Source organism: Desulfobacter sp. UBA2225 (assembly GCF_002348205.1).
Taxonomy (GTDB): Bacteria; Desulfobacterota; Desulfobacteria; order Desulfobacterales; family Desulfobacteraceae; genus Desulfobacter; species Desulfobacter postgatei.
In genome coordinates, this window is sequence record NZ_DDYV01000336.1 from 12,332 (window position 1) to 30,324 (window position 17,993).

Here is a 17,993-nt window from a genome sequence, read left to right on the forward strand (position 1 = left end):
CTTTTAGTGAATTATTTAGCTGCAGGTTCAGGCTTCTGTTCCTGAGATGGTTCAGGCGCAGGTTGCGTTTGACCATTGCTTGTTTGACCTGCTATTCTGGCCGTAATTTTCTGGCTGATTTGCTGAATATAGCCCTTGTTCCAGGCAAAACCCAGGACCGTGAGCAGTATCAGCAGAAATACCCATCGTTTCCAGTGGGGTTTTTTTTCGGCAAAGGGATCGACCAGGGTCCGTTCGGCGCCTTTGGGCAACTCCGCCATCTTGGTGAGCGTGGCGCCGAACGGGATGTTGATGCGGGCCTTGGTATTGACCGCCCAGCCGTTGGCGTCAAGAATAGGGCCGAGGTTGCGCTGCCGCAGCTTGAGAAAGGCGATCAGCATGGATGGACCTGAAATAACAAGTATTATGCCACCGAAAGCCAACGGCATTTGCCAAACAGACAGGCCCATGAAGCCGCCAATAATCGCAGCGACTGCAGTGCCGATAGCACCCAAAGCCAAACCGATGGCTGCGAAGATACCAGCAAATTTGCCCACATCAAAAGGCGGAGCTGGTTTCGCACCGGCAGCCGCCTTATTTCCCACGTCGGCTATCCCGGCACTGGTGCCGCTGTCCACCGCTTTATCTTTCGCGGCGGCAAATTTTTCAAGCTGCTCGCCGATCATGCGGCCAATGCGTTTATAGGGTGACCAAAACGCCTGAGAGACGCTGATCGGATGGTCGATGATTTTGACGATTGTCGCATCCCAGTCATCACCCTTGGCATCGTAAAACACACCGTTTCGACCGACCATCAGATTGTCTGAGTCACCCCCGGTAAAAGCAGCGGCGATGATCATAGCCTCACTGCTGTTGCGACGCTTGCAGTTGCAGTACGCCAGGTATGTCCTGCTCAGACTGGCGAGCGGGCTATGGGTGTCGATACTTGCCACCCTGACACAAAGTTCGCAGGCCCGGCCATCAATAAAGAGCGTACCGGACTGGAAAATGGCTTTGCGGCCCTGGGCATAGAAATCGCGAAAAGCAACAAAATTATTGAGCAAACGGTAAAGATCCCGGTTGAAATGTACCAGCTTCTCAACCTTGACAATGGTATCAACCTGTTCTGTCAGTTCCAGATCACGTTGGATAAGTTCTTCCAGTCGTTCCCGCTGTGAGCTCTGCAGTATTGTCTGTATCCGCTCAAGACCCAGCGGTTCGACCTCCACCCCACTTTTTTCGGCGCTCCAGGCCTCGTAGGCGGCAAAATTGGCTTTGATCTGCTGCCATTGATCCTCGTCAAGCTGCTCCAGCGATCCGAACGACGGAGCGACAATCATCTTTACGAACTGCTTCATGGGGCCAGCCCAGGCCGGGTTGAGCCCCTCCTTTAGTGGCAGGGCACGCCCAGCCTGAATGTGCGCCAGAGGAAAACGCTCCAGTTCTTCGGTCGCACCATGCAGATCCTGGCCGGCAATGGCTTCGTAGGTGACAATCGAGGGGTTGAGAGGCTCCTCGGCTTTAGCGTCAAAAGCCGCCAGGCTGCAGCGCACAAAGAAATCGTCAATTTTGTTCTTCAGGGAGCTGAACACTGCAGCGACATCCGTAGTGGTCTCACCAAATGGCAGGACAGCAGGATTGCTGGTCGCCTTTGCCCACCACTCTGTATACAATCGCGCAGACTCGAAAAAGAGGTCGATCCGTTCCCGGGAAATGCCTGGCAGACCGCTGCGATCCTCATCACTGCCGACACAGGTCATGATTTCCTCAATAAGCGTCCTTGTTTCTTCGTCCTCAGCCGAGTGGGTCGAGATGATGCCATCGCCGTTGAAAGCTGAATCGTGAAGCAGCAGGGAGGTGTCGGCAACATCTTCAATGGTGATACGGTCAGCCTCGGATTTGCCAAGATAGGTAAGGAGTTGTCTGGCCGAAGCAAGCAGTTGCTGTCCCTCCGGATTACTGTCGTCGATAGCCTGCAGAGGCAGTTCGCTGGAACCAGCCATTACCGAATCCAGACTATTGAGTACCGAACAGATCCAGTTTACTGCAGCCAGAACCTCCTGAACACGCACCCGCCCATCGGAATCACTGTCAAGCATAGCCAGAGTTCTGGAATCGAATTCCAGACCATTAACCGGACAACTGAGCGCAGCCCAAAGTTTTTGATCAAGCTCCATTAGATGCTGAAGGTCTTCAGCTCTTTCCAGGCGTACCTGATCAAATCCACCCAGACGACAGAATCTCCAGCGATGTGTTGCATTAGAGGTATGTTCCATTTAAAAGTTTCCTTATGTTAAAGGTTAAACGCGGAGAAGCAGAATCCGGTGCTCACCCGCTAATACTTTGATTATGATTTTGGTCATTCTAATACTCTGAAATTCCATGAAAAACAGAGAGTGAAAGCAATGGGTTTACTTATTATAACTATCTGAAATAATAAGTTAATTCTAAATCAAAGTATTAGCGGGTGAGCACCAAAAAATTTAATTTTGCTCTGACCCCATTTATCAGACCTTTCAAAAACCCGCTAGCCCGGGTCGGCTGCAGCGTTTTGTTCAATAGCTTTTTCTAATGTTTTTTTATCAATAATATGTTTGTGACTTAGCTTTTCACATCCTGTCTCAATGTATTTTATAAAGTCTTTAGCATCAGTAAAATAGTTCTTGAATGCGTATCTTATCTCCTCTGAGCTGTCTGCCTTGACCAATACAATATCACAACCAACCAACTCTTTCTCTAATTCAAACAAAGCCCTAAGTGCCTCAGTAGAATCTTTATAAGATTTCACTTCCAAATTGCCATCTTCTGAGAAGATTAAAATACTATTCTTTTTATCATTTACAGAAGTTTTGGCAGAATTAAGACCTTTAAACGTTTTTATTAAACCAAGCTCTGAATCTATATCTAAAAATTTCAATATTAGTTCGGAATCACATAGCTCAGGAAAAGGGCCTTTCATTTCTTCAAAAGATCTTGCTAATATTTCACTTGCTAACGCCATTGCATATTGGTATCGAGTATCTCCTTCTTCAAACTTAGGCTGACTTTCGGTTATGAAACCAATTACTTCTACAGCAGTTGCCCAAGCATGCTGAACTTTTGTTCGATATTGAATTTCAACCAATAAGCCTTTAAGGTGTCTCCCTGACTCGGAATTGACATCATAGGAATAAACGTCATGTATTCCTCTGTATCCAGTTTTCTTTGGATTTAAAATATAATTGTACTTGTCAGGATCGTTTTTTCTTTTATGTTTGAATCGTGCCTTGTGTATGTGACTTCGAAATTTTTTTAATTCTTTAACTGATGGAAATATTATTCTACACCCTGCAACATCATCCATTCTTGATAACTGCATTTTAGGAAATCTAAGAAGCTTCCCTACAATAGTGTTTCTTCTTTTGTGCCTCTGAGCCACAACTGCTTTAGAGTTTTTGGTCCTTGTTCGTAGTATAGCCTGAAAAGTATTCAATACAGCTCGGTGCGCAGCCCTCCAGTCTTCTATTGTTTTTATATCAGCGAGGGTGGAGATATCATCTCGAACTCTATCCCCAGCATCATTTACCTTTGATTTGGAGCCACCAGGAAAATTTATTGTTTTGTATAGATTCATTTTTTTATATCGAACATTAAGTTAAGCACCCGCCACGCGGTCAAAAAAAGGCCAGCAGGTTGATGCCCGTCTTCAACTTATTTGTTGGACGAACCCGATTTATCGGGTGAGTTTTGCACGATGTTCGTCCCTTGGGTCAAAGCATCTAAACCATCTCTGTAAGCCCGTTAGGGCTTCGTCCAACAAGTTGATCTGTGATTTCCGTTTATCTTTCATAGTGACTTATCTAACAGAATAATATCCGAAAAGGAAGAATAACCAGATCGGCATAAATGTGAAAAAAATCAATGCTAAAAACATTAACATTATCTGGGAAGGCCTATATTTTTTCAAGATAATGTTAACAAAAAAACGTAACCCCCTCACAACCGTGAGGGGGTTAAATTTTATGAGCATCCGGGCAACTTTGTGGGCATACGCCCCTCTTACGAGCAGTCCAAACACGCGGTTTTCATTCAGGCGCTAATTAATAATTTTTATCTGCGAACTCTACCCAGCCGCCGGTTTTTACCAGGGTTTTGTCAAATTGTGAAACAGGGAATTCAAGTTTCAGTTCTTTGCCGCTGCCATTGGTTGCGGTGATGGTCTGGCTTTCCACATCTATGCAAAGCCGGGCATCTTTGCCCGCACCCAGCTCGAACAGGGCCTGGACCTTATCTTCAGGCAATTCAATGGCCATCATGCCGCAATTAAACATATTCTGCCTGAAAATCCGGGCAAAGCTTGGGGCGATGACCACATTGATGCCGTTAGCTTCCAGTGCCCAGGGCGCATGCTCCCTGGAAGAGCCACACCCGAAATTGCCCCGGGATAAAATCACACGGATATCTTTCAAATCGGTCTGGGGATTAAAGCCCTCCAGGATTAAATCTTCAAGCAGGTGTGGTTTCAAGGCGGATTTTGAACTTTCCGTCAGGTATCTGGCCGGAATAATTTCGTCGGTATTGATATCTGCCCGGTCCAGGCAGAGCATATTTCCTTCAAAGTCTTTCATAATATACCTCCCTAACTTTTAAACCGGTCAGAATGAGTGATCACACCATGGAGTGCGGTGGCCGCCGCCGTGGCCGGGCTCATGAGATGAACCATGCCGCCTTTGCCCATTCGTCCGTTAAAATTTCTGTTGGTGGTGGACGCAGCCACCTCCCCTTCAGCCAGAACACCGTTACTCATGCCAAGACAGGCCCCGCAGGTGGGGTTGGTCACGCAAAACCCGGCATCCATAAAAATTTTAATCAATCCTTCATCCAGTGCCGCCTTAAAAATATCAGGTGTGGCCGGAGATACAATGGCCCGTACTCCGGGGCTGATTTTTTTACCTGCCACCTCGGCGGCTGCCTCGCGAAGATCCTCCAGACGCCCATTGGTACAGGAACCGATGTAAACCTGATCCACGTGCGTACCCGTCATCTGGGAGACCGGTTTAACATTGTCCGGTTTGAATCCAAAGGTCACCATGGGTTCAAGGCTGGTGACATCAATGGTTTTTGTCTTTGCATAGACGGCATCCGGATCGGAACTGAACCGGGAATATTGTGCCAGAGCCTCCTCGGGGCTTTCGAACTCATCCTTAATAAAAGGCCACAGATACTGTACCGTTGTCATGTCCGGCAGACAGATACCCGATGTGGCACCGGCCTCCACGGCCATATTGGCAAGGGTCATGCGCTGGTCCATGCCCATGGCATCCACCACAGGGCCGGTAAACTCAATGACCATATTGGTCGCCCCGTTCACTGAAATCTGACGAATCACCTCAAGAATAATATCCTTGGCATATACGCCCGGACGAAGGGTGCCGGTGATTTCAATTTTAAAGGTTTCCGGCTGTTTAAAAGTACACACACCCTTTAGAATACCCACCTCCAGATCGGTGGTGCCCACGCCCGCGGCAAAGGCACCAAATGCCCCGTGGGTGCAGGTATGGGAGTCGCCCATAATGATGGTGAATCCGGGACGGACAAACCCTTTTTCAGGAAACAGGGCATGGCAGACCCCGTTCTGGCCGATATCAAAAAAATCTTTTATACCGTGACGCAAGGCCCAGTCCCGCAGAATTTTTCCCTGCATTGCGGTTTTGGAATCCTTGGCCGGTGAAACATGATCAATCACCGCCTTGATTTTATCCGGATCAAACACCCGGTCTTTTCCCCGCGCAACCAGGTCCTGGATCGCAATCGGGGTGGTAATCTCATGACAAAAAACCCGATCCAGGCGCAGGACGCTGACATCCCCGAAGGGTTTGTCCACCAGATGGGCGTCAAAAATTTTCTCAGCAATTGTTTTTCCCATGGCACTCTCCATTACTTGTTATTTCCTTCACCAAAATAATCTTCACCGTCAGCCGGTGTGACAATCCAGTAGGCCTGAAACAAATCCTTACCGGTATTTTTAATCACATGGGGTATCTGTGACGAAAAAGAGAGGGTATCCCCGTCACTGATATCGTAGACATCCCCGCCGTAAATCAACTGACCACAACCGTTAACCACAATCCCGAGTTCCCGGCCAAGATGGCCGTCATTCTCATCCCCCCGCTTCTGTCCCGGGGCAAGCTCAAGAAAAAAGGCGGTAAATGAGTGGTTGCCTTTGGACTGGCTGTATCCACTCAGGGTTTCATATTTAAACCCCTTGCGCTGGTAAACCCGGCGCTGGTCCTTTTTTATAATCTCCACCCGGTTCATGGTTTCATAATCTTTAAAAAACTTCTCCGGAGAGACCCCGTAGACTTCCAACAATTCCAGCAGGGTATCCAGAGACGGGGATATGCGGTTGCGTTCAATCTGGGACAACAGACTTGAACTGACCCCGGCTTTTGATGCCACCTCTTTGATGGTCAGATGCCGTGAATTTCGAATGGCCCGCAATAACGGGCCCAGTTTAATTTTCATTCATTTCCTAAATTCAGTATTTATTATTCTTGTTAAAGATTAGTGAATTTTTGCTTGGTGTCAATACTTTTTAGCCGGATGAAAAACAGATACAGGAAAAAATCTTTAGGGAGAAAACATCTGCCGTTAAAAAATCAGGCTGATATTTTGATATAATTGAGAAGCCCCTGGCGTTGGTATTGCGTGAGCATTGATTCCAGGGCCGACAGGTCCGACAACTCCACGACCAATTCATGGGTGACCCGCTCTTTATAATCCGTTCCGGCAATTGTGGTCTTCAGGGCACTGATGCGGTTTAAAAATGAATCATTCAGGCTGTAATCCAGGCAGATTCGGAAAGATTCCGTCTTTACCAGCCGGACCAGGGGAGCCTGGGCAATGGCTTCGGCCACAGCCAAGGCGTAGGCCTCAATCAACCCCCTCACCCCGAGCTTCACCCCGCCGTAATACCGGGTAACAACCGCCGCAGTACAGGTCATATGATGGGATAAAAGGGTGTTGAGCATGGGCTTGCCGGCCGTACCCGGGGGTTCACCCGCATCTGAGCAATGACTGATCTGCCCGGAATCGCCCACCACATAAGCCCAACAGTTATGGGTGGCGGTTTTGTATTCTTTGGAAACTTTGGAGATAAATTCCTTTGCATCTTCAATGGTCTCAACATAGCTGAGCCGACAGACAAATACGGAGCGCTTGATTTTTATTTCCGCCCGGCGAACTGGATCGGATATGGACCGCCCCACGGAATAAAAAACTGATTTTTCGCAATCCGTATTCATGGATCATGGTATAGTACAAATCAAACTCAAATAAAAGGCCGAATATGACCGTAGAATTGAGGACGAGCCTATTTAGAGTGAAGCGTGAAGGCTTTAATCATCTGTTGTCTGAATCTCTGGATATACGACAGTGTATTTTGGTCCGGATCCGGTGTTTTTTCATCCCAATCCACATAAAGCATAGAGACTATTTTTCCGTCCACAAATACGGGGAAAATGCCGAATCCCTTTACCAGAAATGGGCAGGCTATCTTTTCCATGTACCAGGAAGGAATCTGCTGCCGGGAAAACTCTTTTTGAGTATCTTTGACAATGATATCGGTTTTCCGGTCGATGGCATTGTTAAAAATGTCCGATGCCGATTCAATTTTGAATCCCATGACTTGACCGAATCCCTCCAGCCGTTTCTCGCCCCGGACAAAACGCGGCACCATGGTGTTGTTCTCTTTTTTTTTGATACTGATGACAATCTGCTTAAAATAAAAGCACTGCGCCATGGTGTCGATTAGCCGGGTAAAAATTTCATGGATGCTCAGGCCTTCACCCAAGGCCTCTTCCACGCGACTGATACCCAGATCCAGTTTCACTTTGTTTTTTATCCCCGGATCGCTTTTCACAGGTGGGGTTAACACAGGATCAATGCCTAGAATTTCGGCATGCCGAATCACCCGATCCATGGCCGTACAGGTCAACATCAGTGCCTGCCGGGCATCAAAATCCAAAAGGCCGCGATACTTATCCACAAGCGTACCTGCAGCATCAAGGGATACAGCGTCATTTTCCAACGCAGGAATATTGCATAGTTCATAGACAAATGCACAGAGATATCTGGTCTCCTCTTTTGGGGCAATCTTCAGACTCTGCCGGGCAGTCAAAGAAACCGGCCGCATGGCCTGGACGATCTTCTGGGGCAAATTAAACTTCAAAGCAACCATCTGACCGAGTTCAAAATAGGTTACGCCTAAAATCATTTTAGCCGCAGTTTCCCTTGATACTCCCTCTTCTTCCAAGGCGACCTCCACCCTGATGTAAGTATCCGGATCCAGAAGCGCCACCAGATATTCTCCGAACTCATACAACATGGCTGAAATGGGGAAGGCATCCGAAGTTCTATCGCCCTTTTCCCTTTCAATCTGCCTGGCAACGGCACTCCGATGAAGGCTTCTGAGCATTTTATCCCTCAAGACCATGGAATTGGCCCTTGACTTCATCATCTCAAAAATCTTAAGCCCGGCGGCCAGTTCCCGGATTTCATCCGTACCCAATATGATCATGGCCTCGGAAAGGGTTGAAATGCCTTTGTCTGAAAACTGCCGGTAAATTGAGGAATTCACAAGTTTCAGCACCTGGGCGGTCAAACTCAGGTCTTTAAGAATCACCCGGGCAATATCCCCTGCAGAGCTATAGTCCATACTCAGTATCCGGTTAACGTTATTGATCTGTTGGGCAAAGGTTAAAAACGCATCCTTGCCCTGCATTCTTTTTATAATACCATTTAAATAGACCCGATAATCATTGGGGTCCGAACGTATGCTGTCCTGAAATTTTTCCGGAGCACCTTCATCTCTTGTAACCAGTTCGCTGATGCAGATAATATCCAAATCAATGCCGGTATGGGAGGATTCCCTGTCGCCCATTCATGCTCCATGTTAAAACTTGGCTTGAAAATAATAAAAAATCGTTCTTATAATATCACTATAATCTTAGACATGTTGTATTATCTTTTCAAATGATTTACTCACCTATAAAACCGGGACAGGGCATGCGCGACGCTTCAGCACCCACAAAAAACACCCTGGCAGCCAAGCTTACCAGGATGAAAGCGGCCTTTTCCAACTACAACGTGGTGAGAATGCGTGAGGCCTTGCGTTACCTTTCAGAGCCCAAGCTTGAACTTTTTATCAAAATTCCTTTTCTCATCCACATTAACCATCCGCAATTCGAGGGGTATGTGCCTGAAGCGCCTGAAGCCTGCGGCATCTATAACTTTAAGAACTCTGGATTTTATAAAGCGGTGCTGGACATGGAAGAGGTACCCGGGGATATTCTTGAAACCCAAACGGACATCAAAGATCCCTGCGTGCTTGGTTTTTACCACATCGGTTCCCTAGGCACCTTTACCCAATCCGCCCAGTCGGACTTTGATTACTGGGTCATCATTGACAGAACCGGCTTTACGGAACAACGATATTACAACTTTGAAAAAAAACTCAACCACATTGTTAAATTTGCCAGGGAAAACTTTGATCAGGAAGTGACGTTTTTCATCATGGACCAGGCCGACATCCGGAAAGACTGCTATGCCGGTTTTGAAGAACCTGAAACAATGATTGCCCCGAAACTGTTCCTCAAAGAAGAATTTTACCGGACCTTTTTAATGATTGCCGGCAAGATTCCGATATGGACCATTTTGCCGGCAAATATGCCGCAGGGAACATACGACCGTTTGGTTGGACATCTGTTCCGGCAGCCTGAACTGGCTTTTTTATTAAAAGATTTTCTTGACCTTGGAAAGGTAGAAATGCCCTCCGTCAAAGACATTTACCAGGGCATCCGCTGGCACATCTGCAAATCCAAAGAAGATCCGGTCAAGGCGCTGCTTAAGGCCACCATGATCCTTTCCCACATAACGAACGAAAAAGATAGCGCCATGCTCCTGTGCGACCAACTCAAGCAGAAATTTGCAAAAGCCGGCATTGACGACTGCGAAAGTGATCCTTACAAAATTGTGTTTGACAGAGTACTCCACTACCACCAGGTCCATGCCCCGGATGGGCTAAAACTTATAAAAACCGCGATATTTTTCAGGCTCTGCGGCTACCCCAAAGTCAGGCTGCCGGAACCGGGTTCACCCAAAAAACAGCTGATAGACAAATACATCCGAACCTGGAACGTTCCTCCGTCCCAGGTCAAAAAACTGATCTCATATCCAAACTGGCCTGAGCAAGGAAAACAGCTTCTTGACTCAACCTTAATCCAACGTCTGGCCGGGATGTACGAACAGATCAGTGCCAAAGGAAAAGCCATTGAAAAAAACCTGCCCCCGGCGGAACAAAGAAATATGAAAATCCTCAACAACAAAGTCAAGGAGCGCCTGAACAAGGAAGCCGGCAAAATTCCGTCAAGTTCAAATTTTTTGACCCGACATTCCTTTCCATTTCTTTCGATAAAAGAAAATTCAATGGGGGAGTGGATTTTAAGCGCTGCGCTTTCAAATACAATACATGACAGCGTTCTCCACACATCCAAAACCTTCCTGGGCCTGATGGGATGGATCATGGAAAACCGGCTTTACCGAAGGGATAAAACCCAGATCAAACTGAAAACCAGGCTTAAACTTTATGAAAGCAACGCCCAGGCTGTCTCCACAGATGCCCTCTACCTGATCATGCAGCCGGTCAAACCTCTTTTTGACGGTTGTTTTGAATACGATGCCCGGTGGACCAAAATACTGATTCTGCTCGTATGCCCGTCTGCCCGCTTCGGTGTGACGCAAGTTGAGCTGTTGGCCCTCAATTCCTGGGGGGAACTGTTTCTGGATCTCTTGAGGCTTGACACCGAAGGGGTCTTGGATGATAGGTATAGAAAAATAGCCGATAAAATTAACCAGTATGCCGGCGAAGAGATCCGTCTGTTCTTTTTTCAGATGGCACAAAACCGGGATGAAAATGCCGTATACGGAATCAAACAGTTTTTGGCGGAGCGTTTTCTGATGCACCGACCGGGGACAGCTAAAAGGACTCGTCCAATGCTGGACAAATTATAGGAATGTATATGCCCCACCCCTCAATTCTCACCATCACCGAAGACACCATGGAGCAGGACAGACTTTTAACAGCCCTGAAAAAGGTGGGCTACACCAATATGATAACGGCCGACAGCGCAGACAAGGGGTGGACCGTATTGAAAACATCCGACATCGGATGTGTTATTGCTGCCTATGATATGAGCGATATGTCCGGACTGGCCCTGTTGAAAATTTTGAGGAAAGAAGAACGCTTGGGGGAGCTGCCTTTTTTTTTAACAGACAGCGCATTTACCAAAATCAAGGTCATCAAAGCAGGTCAGGCAGGTGTCAGCGGGCTCTTTGTCATCCCCTATGATCCCAAGTCCTTGAAAATGAGGTTGATCACAGCCTTAGGAAAGCTAAAAGATCCTGTCATCCACCAGGTCGAGCTACGTGTAAAAAAAGGCCTCGAACTCATTGAAAAAAAAGAATACAAAAAGGCGCTGGGGTTATTCCAAACCCTGGTGACCCAGAGAGAAAATCCGGAATACTATTACAATATCGGATACATCAAAACGGCTCAAAACAAGCATCCCGAAGCCATAGAAGCCTTTTCCAAGGCAACGAGCCTGGACCGGCTTTTTGTCAAGGCATACAAAGCCATGGCCGTGGTATACAGAGCCATGGGGGACGTTGAAAAGGCCGAAGAGCACACCCAGATCGCCGCAGAAATCTATATGGATACCGATAAACTGGGAAAAGCCGAGGATCTGCTCAATGAGCTGTTGGCTTCCGGGACCAACTCACTGAACGTATTCAACACCTTAGGCGTGCTTTACCGGAAAAAGGGTGACACAAAAGAAGCCATGAAACAGTACAAAAAAGCGTTGAAAGTCCACCCGGACGAGCCCTATATCTATTACAATATCGGCCGCCTTTATCTAGATGACAAAAACACCAGCAAAGCCAAAACCTATTTCCAGGCCGCCCTTGACAAAGACCACAGTTTTACCGAGGCCAAACAGGTGATTAAAGCCATTGATCTGGGGATGATCTGAGAGCTTGTTTGGTAATTAGGGGATCAGCATATCTCCGGGATAATTTTATAGACCTTCAATTGATGGCTTTTTCCTTTCAGGGTCATGGTCCCCAGATCATGAACGGACTTGATGTTCTCCATGGTATTGAGATCCTTGCCTGTCCTCTCCAACACACTCTCGGAAATAAAAATTTCATTGCCGCCTGCCATTGACTGAAGTCGTTGCGCAGAATTCACCGTATCACCGATCACCGTATAGTCCAGGTGGTTCTGCTCGCCGATGAAACCTACAATTAATTCACCGAAATTGATACCCACCGTCATCTTCAGGTGCTGGTATACTCCGCCTTTTTTATCCTTCAACCGGTTAAAGACAACGAACATTTCCAGGGCGGTTTTCACCGCATGATAACAGTCTTTTTTATCATCAATGGGCGCGCCGAACACGGTCATAATACAATCCCCGATAAGCTTATCCAATGTCCCGTGATTTTGGAATACAATGGGAATCATGTAGTGGAAAAAATTATTGAGCACCTCTACCACCTGCTCTGATGCAAGTTGCTCAGACAACGCTGTAAACCCCTGGAGGTCGGCAAATAATACGCAGGCCTTTTTACGCTCTCCGCCCAACCTGGGTGCGCTGCTTTCCAGGATTTTTTTCACAACACCCTTTGAAAAAAACCTGGACAATTGGCTGATATGTCTTTCCTCTTCTATTTTCTCAAAATAAAACCGCTGAAACGCAATGGTATTTATCAAATGGTCACGGACAATTGAAAAAAAACTGATATCGGTTTTTGGAAAACCGTCAATAAGATTCCTGAACAAAATTAATGCACCAATGCTTTCATCTCCCGATACCAGCGGCAGTGCCAACATGGAGCCGTTTATCATATTCAGTTTACCATGCTTACCCAGATCGGCAACCAGGATCGGTTCTTTTTCATTAACAATTGTGTCAAGGACCTGTGCCCCCCGCAGGAGGTCTGCATAATCGGTGGTATGGTCAAAGCTCAGGGCATAAAATTTTTCTTTCTGCTCCTGTCTTGTTCCAATATAGTATAGTACCGCACCTGACAGGCTCTTATACCGGATAAGGCTTTCCAGCTGTTTGTGCCAGATCAGCTCCTGGTCTGCAAGGGTCAAGGAAGTCACTGACTCGATCAATTCTTTTAGAATTGACAGTTCATTTATCCTGTGTTCGTATTTGGCAAGGAGATTAAGATAGTTATTCTTAAGCAGCTCAAACTGCCTGCCGTCCGGAGCGCTCTCTTGATCTATGTCTCTAATCATCGGCTATTGATCCGATCATTGTTGCGTTTTCCTGCATGAATCGATCCGCCTGGACTTTTTTATCGGCAATCATCTCTTTTGAAATATTTCCCAGAGTGGTCTGAAGGACATCAATAAGACCCTTATTCATTAAATTCACAGACATGCTTTTCACTGCCCCAGGGGTATCCTCTGCGGTGTTCATATGGTTCAGACTGTCCGCAAATCCCACGATCGCTGCAAGTTCCTGGTATTCCGAGGCATCCGGCGGATAATGATGAAACGATATGGCCTGCACCAGGGAGTCGGGCAGATTCCACTTTTTAGTGATGATGCCTCCCACCACGCCGTGGTTTAATCCAAAAATATCTTCTTCTGCCGCATATACAGGCATCTGCATTTCCCCGGCCACCAACATCACTCGTTTATATAATTCCGGAAAATTCTGGATCAAAAACAGCTTGCCGATATCATGCAGAACACAGGCCGTAAATGCCACTTTGAATTCGTCATCCGTGAGATCTTCACACAAAAAACGGCCTATAACGGCAACCTCCACTGCATGCCGCCGAAGCGATACCGGGTCTATCAGTCCCTTTATACCGACCCCGGAAAAAGAGCCGGCCAGGCTCAGGCCAAATGCCAATTGTGCAATTTCCTCCATCCCCAGGATGATGATCCCTTCTCTGATGGAATCAACTTTCCGACCCAACCCGTAAAAAGGAGAATTGACAAGTTTTAATATCTTTAAGGCAAGTCCCTGGTCCGTGGAAAGCACTTTTTGAACATCTTCAATGTCAGACGCCGGATCGATTGACAGTTGATACACCTGCATGGCAACCGCGGGAATGACGGGCAGCGACTCTATCCGGTTAAGCATCCCGACAACCGTGGTCCTGTTGCGCTGCCTTTCGATCATCCCCTTTTCAAACTGCATCCCTGCAGAAAGGCGGCCAATTTCTTCCCTGGCGGTCTGTACATCCCGGACCTCTGCCTGGCTTTTAATTTTCCCTGACAGATAATCAACCAATTTAGAGTCATGGGGAAGTTTTGACATAAACCGTTTCTGTTCCTTGATGGTCATATTTTTTACACCGGACCACACTGTTTCGGGAGACAGGGCTAACAGTTTATAAAAAAAGCTTCCTTTTGCATCTTTAAAAAACGCATCCGACTCAAAAGCGTCAAAAACAGGCCCAACCATCGGTGCTGACAGGATATCGTTTTCCTCCCGCACCGGCTCTGGATCTGATACCTTTGGTTTTTTTACCCATTTTTTATTCATTCCAAAATTTTTCTTTACCTGGCGCATAATATCAGGCAAAGAATACCCGTCTTTGGGAAACACAGCCTCACCAAATTTAATTTCGGCATCCTTTCCCACAATGCCCTGTACCGCCTTTTTCAATTTTGGAATTAAAAAATGCAATCCTTCATTATCCGTGGCAAATCCTAAAAACAACAAGGACCTTTCATCGATAATAAAAATAAAATCGCTGAGACGAAACGAATCTACAAGTTCTTCCCCCCTGCCGATTAATGACTCACCCAGGAAAAGCTCATTTTCATTCCCGGCAACCATAAAAACAAAGGCTGCATCCGTTCCGGCCCTCAATGTCATATTCAAAATTTTTAAAATCAGCCGATGCGTTGCCTGGTCAATATAAAAAAGAAAGTTCTCCTCTTTAACAAGTTTATGAACACTGAAGTCAATATTGGCCGATTTTAAAACTTTTAAGATTTTTTTTAATTTGCTGCCATGATGTCCCTCATAAATTATGCGCGGCAGAAATCTGACAAAATCATCTACACTCTTTAAGGTGTAATTAAATTCGTTTTCCAGAATTTGAGAAAAGACCTCCATACGTTCTGGAACAAGCTTGTTTACGATGATTCTGTATAATACTTTTTTCATTTTTTAAAAACAGCGCACCTCTCCTGACCAGCAATTAAGACAATACAAACGCTAATTTTTTCACACTGCAGAACCAATGACGATCAGTGGCGTGTTGCATAAACCCCTTTACGGTGCCATGGTCCCACCCGGGCAAGAATGGCGGTTACCCCCAGGAGCATGGCAGCGGCCAGATGTGTCCAGTCAACAAGCATCACCGTCATGGGACTAAAACCGTGGTCGGGCAGATTCTTTACCGTTCGCAGCATTCCGGTCACCACGATCAGCGCCAGAATAACCAAACGCACCCAGCCCATAGCTGTGAGCCGCCACGTTTTGCGGTGGTTTAACAGGTAAACCGTAGCCATCCAGAAAAGCAGGGCCAGGAAAACAGCTGCGGCAATATAGTGTATTTTGTGGGTGGTATAAAAGGCTACCAGCCAGCCAAGCCCTGGGATGTCCGCAATGTAATACCGTTTGAAAATAGGCATCTGTGCCATCCCGGTCAAGGCCAAAAGCGTTATGACGGCCAGCAGGATCCGGTTCAGCCACCTGGGAAACAGGCTATTCATGGGTTGCCTCCTCGTCTTTTTTTCCCGACTTGATAAATTTTGCCCCGGCAGTCAACAGTCCTGCAGCCACTCCGGCCAGCGGAGCCGCTAAGGCGGCAAGCCCCAGGAACTCGTCCTGGGCCATCATATCCTTCACCGGATCCATATGCGGACTGCCCGGACCTGTTTCCAAGGCCTTGGCCAGCAAAGGAATGGGGACGGGAGAGACATAGATGGTATTGGTGCCGCCGTTTTCATGTTCACCATAGATGAAATCATTCTCATCAGCGTCACCGGCAAAGGTTTTAGCCAGCGCATGGGCCCGGACCAGGATATCCTGCCTGGGGCCGATGAACTGAACCTCTTCCGGACACTCACTGACACAGGCCGGCACACGACCGTCAGCCAGAAGTTCAAAGCAACGGTCACATTTATACATAACACCATTTCCGGCAAAAGCGGGCAGAAGCTTAAGGTAAAGACCAACGCCTGTCTGGCGTTCGGGAATATCCCAGGGACAAACCGACTTGCACTTGGAACCGCCCAGGCAGATATCGGTATTAATGCGCACCACCCCATTGTCCTCCCGGGCACAGGCCCCCCAGGGACATAAATTGGCACAGGGGGGATTTTGGCAGTGCATACAGCGCCGGGGAATATTGATTTCATAGGACTGCCCCTGCCAATCGACCTCTACGGTTTGGATTGTCAACCAGTTGTAAGGCGTAAGCCTCTCCTGAACATCCCGGCGGTCTGACCAGTCCGCCACCTTGACCCTGCCGGGGTACATCTTTGGAAAGGGTTTTTGGGGGTCAGGATATTTACCCCCGTTCTGTTCGGAGCAGGCTGAAACGCATTCTCCGCAACCGATGCACTTTGACAGGTCATGCAGGGAGGCCAACGCATTACCTTGCCGGGATGCCCTGACCGTACCGGGCAGAAGCATGGATGCGCCGCCAACAGCCACCCCTTTTAAAAACCCACGGCGGCTTACGCTCACCCTTTCATCGTCCTTCATATCGTCCTTCATATCGTCCTCCTGAAGTCGCATGTTGATTATTTTAAGAATTTAAAGCCGGTTTTCCGCTCGCCTTTTGGCCCTTAAAACCTCCCGTTCGAGGGATGATCTTTAAAATTTCACCGATATCCATAATTTTAAAAAGGGATGGATCCAGGTTCCGGGTCTGGATAAAGCGTTTAAGTTCAAGGCCGGGAAAGCCTGCAGGTTCGCTGCCCAGGTGAAAGGTGCCCCACTGGGTGGGGATAAAATATTTTGCCCCCAATTCCTTAAAGCCTTTGACAGCTTCCGGGATGTTCATGTGCTGGTAGTGCATGAACCATCTGGGATGGTAGGCTGTGGTGGCGATGAAGGCATAATCGATGCCCAGATATTTCTTCCCGGTCTCTTTGAACCCTTTGAAATAGCCGGTATCCCCGCCAAAATAGAAGGTTGCGGAGGGCGTTATCAGCAGCCAGGCCACCCACAGGCTTTTGTTTCGGCCCTGGTTGATGCGCATGGACCAGTGCTGGGTGGGAAGACAGACCAGCTTTATATCGGGGCTTAAGGTTTTTTCCTCCCACCAGTCCATCTCCAGGGTATGGGGTTTATTCATCTTTTTCACCATAACCGCCAGGCCTTTGGGCACAAAGACCCGGGATGCATTCGGCAGGCCTTTTATAGATCCACGATCCAGGTGGTCGTAATGGTTGTGGGAGATGAGGATATTGGGGACTTTGACCAGGGTATTAATCTCTTCGAGGGTCAGGGCAGGTGGTGTCTTGCGCCCGGGAATAAGGGCGCGTTTTGAAAAAATGGGATCTGTGAGCCAATATTGTTCTCCTGTCCGGACAAGAAAGGTATTGTGCCCGATCCAGAGGATGAAATCCCCCCGGGTTTTTTGAACACGCTGCAGGGTTTGGGGCAAAATTTTGGGCAGAAATTCCCTTTCCTCTTTTGTATAATTCGTTTTTGAAAAAAACTTCCAGCCCAGGACATCGAGAAAGCTTTTATCCGGCATTTTCATCCAGGGGGCAAAATATCGGTCATCTTTTTTGTGCGGGGCATAAAAATCTTTTTCCTGGGTCCGGGATACTTCTTTTTCCCACACATCTTCTGAAAAGGGTTGCTTCTCCTGGGGTGAACACCCCAGAAGGAACACAAGCATGAGAAGCGGTAGCAGGATGCATGACCGACAAGGGACAAAACATGTCATATATACTAAAAAGTCACTCAACGGCTTCTGCC

The 17,993-nt window shown here is 47.4% G+C and carries 14 protein-coding genes; 2 read left to right on the forward strand and 12 right to left on the reverse strand.

What is annotated here, in order from left to right; translation table 11 throughout:
- Positions 1-11: 11 nt before the first annotated feature.
- From B3D59_RS17460 to B3D59_RS17490, 7 genes are all read right to left on the reverse strand, one after another.
- Positions 12-2,255, reverse strand: coding sequence for a hypothetical protein (locus tag B3D59_RS17460; protein ID WP_286822422.1), 2,244 nt, complete (start codon positions 2,253-2,255; stop codon positions 12-14).
- A gap of 251 nt (positions 2,256-2,506) precedes the next feature.
- Entirely contained in the window at positions 2,507-3,592 is a 1,086-nt protein-coding gene (locus tag B3D59_RS17465) for a RelA/SpoT domain-containing protein (protein WP_286822423.1), read from the reverse strand.
- Between the two features lie 466 nt (positions 3,593-4,058).
- The gene (gene leuD / locus B3D59_RS17470) at positions 4,059-4,586 is read right to left on the reverse strand and encodes a 3-isopropylmalate dehydratase small subunit (RefSeq protein ID WP_286822424.1); all 528 of its coding nucleotides are present in this window, start codon (positions 4,584-4,586) and stop codon (positions 4,059-4,061) included.
- 11 nt (positions 4,587-4,597) lie between these two features.
- On the reverse strand, positions 4,598-5,884 hold the full coding sequence (locus tag B3D59_RS17475; RefSeq protein WP_286822425.1) for a 3-isopropylmalate dehydratase large subunit: 1,287 nt from the start codon (positions 5,882-5,884) through the stop codon (positions 4,598-4,600).
- An 11-nt stretch (positions 5,885-5,895) separates the two neighbouring features.
- Positions 5,896-6,483 (reverse strand): helix-turn-helix domain-containing protein, encoded by a 588-nt coding sequence (locus B3D59_RS17480; protein WP_004071595.1) that lies wholly within the window; start codon positions 6,481-6,483, stop codon positions 5,896-5,898.
- A 134-nt stretch (positions 6,484-6,617) separates the two neighbouring features.
- Positions 6,618-7,262, reverse strand: coding sequence for an IMPACT family protein (locus B3D59_RS17485; protein ID WP_286822426.1), 645 nt, complete (start codon positions 7,260-7,262; stop codon positions 6,618-6,620).
- A 68-nt stretch (positions 7,263-7,330) separates the two neighbouring features.
- Positions 7,331-8,899, reverse strand: coding sequence for an HDOD domain-containing protein (locus B3D59_RS17490; protein ID WP_286822427.1), 1,569 nt, complete (start codon positions 8,897-8,899; stop codon positions 7,331-7,333).
- A 125-nt stretch (positions 8,900-9,024) separates the two neighbouring features.
- Here B3D59_RS17490 and B3D59_RS17495 point away from each other — a divergent pair, with 125 nt between their 5' ends.
- Together B3D59_RS17495 and B3D59_RS17500 are read left to right on the forward strand one after the other, a co-directional pair.
- Positions 9,025-11,028 (forward strand): class I adenylate cyclase, encoded by a 2,004-nt coding sequence (locus B3D59_RS17495; protein ID WP_286822428.1) that lies wholly within the window; start codon positions 9,025-9,027, stop codon positions 11,026-11,028.
- 8 nt (positions 11,029-11,036) lie between these two features.
- Positions 11,037-12,047 carry a tetratricopeptide repeat protein gene (locus tag B3D59_RS17500; protein WP_286822429.1) on the forward strand — a complete coding sequence of 337 codons (1,011 nt, stop codon included), beginning with the start codon at positions 11,037-11,039 and terminating at the stop codon, positions 12,045-12,047.
- A 23-nt stretch (positions 12,048-12,070) separates the two neighbouring features.
- Here B3D59_RS17500 and B3D59_RS17505 read toward each other — a convergent pair whose 3' ends face one another.
- The 5 genes from B3D59_RS17505 to B3D59_RS17525 all read right to left on the reverse strand — a co-directional run bounded on the left by B3D59_RS17505 (position 12,071) and on the right by B3D59_RS17525 (position 17,982).
- The gene (locus B3D59_RS17505; RefSeq protein ID WP_286822430.1) at positions 12,071-13,324 is read right to left on the reverse strand and encodes an adenylate/guanylate cyclase domain-containing protein; all 1,254 of its coding nucleotides are present in this window, start codon (positions 13,322-13,324) and stop codon (positions 12,071-12,073) included.
- The gene (locus B3D59_RS17510) at positions 13,317-15,218 is read right to left on the reverse strand and encodes an HDOD domain-containing protein (RefSeq protein ID WP_286822431.1); all 1,902 of its coding nucleotides are present in this window, start codon (positions 15,216-15,218) and stop codon (positions 13,317-13,319) included. The genes B3D59_RS17505 and B3D59_RS17510 overlap by 8 nt, the downstream gene beginning before the upstream one ends.
- A gap of 83 nt (positions 15,219-15,301) precedes the next feature.
- A complete protein-coding gene (locus B3D59_RS17515; protein ID WP_286822432.1) occupies positions 15,302-15,769 on the reverse strand; it encodes a FeS-binding protein in 468 nt (155 codons plus the stop codon).
- Entirely contained in the window at positions 15,762-16,778 is a 1,017-nt protein-coding gene (locus tag B3D59_RS17520) for a 4Fe-4S dicluster domain-containing protein (protein ID WP_349676910.1), read from the reverse strand. The genes B3D59_RS17515 and B3D59_RS17520 overlap by 8 nt, the downstream gene beginning before the upstream one ends.
- A gap of 31 nt (positions 16,779-16,809) precedes the next feature.
- Positions 16,810-17,982, reverse strand: coding sequence for an MBL fold metallo-hydrolase (locus tag B3D59_RS17525; RefSeq protein ID WP_286822433.1), 1,173 nt, complete (start codon positions 17,980-17,982; stop codon positions 16,810-16,812).
- Positions 17,983-17,993 lie beyond the last annotated feature (11 nt).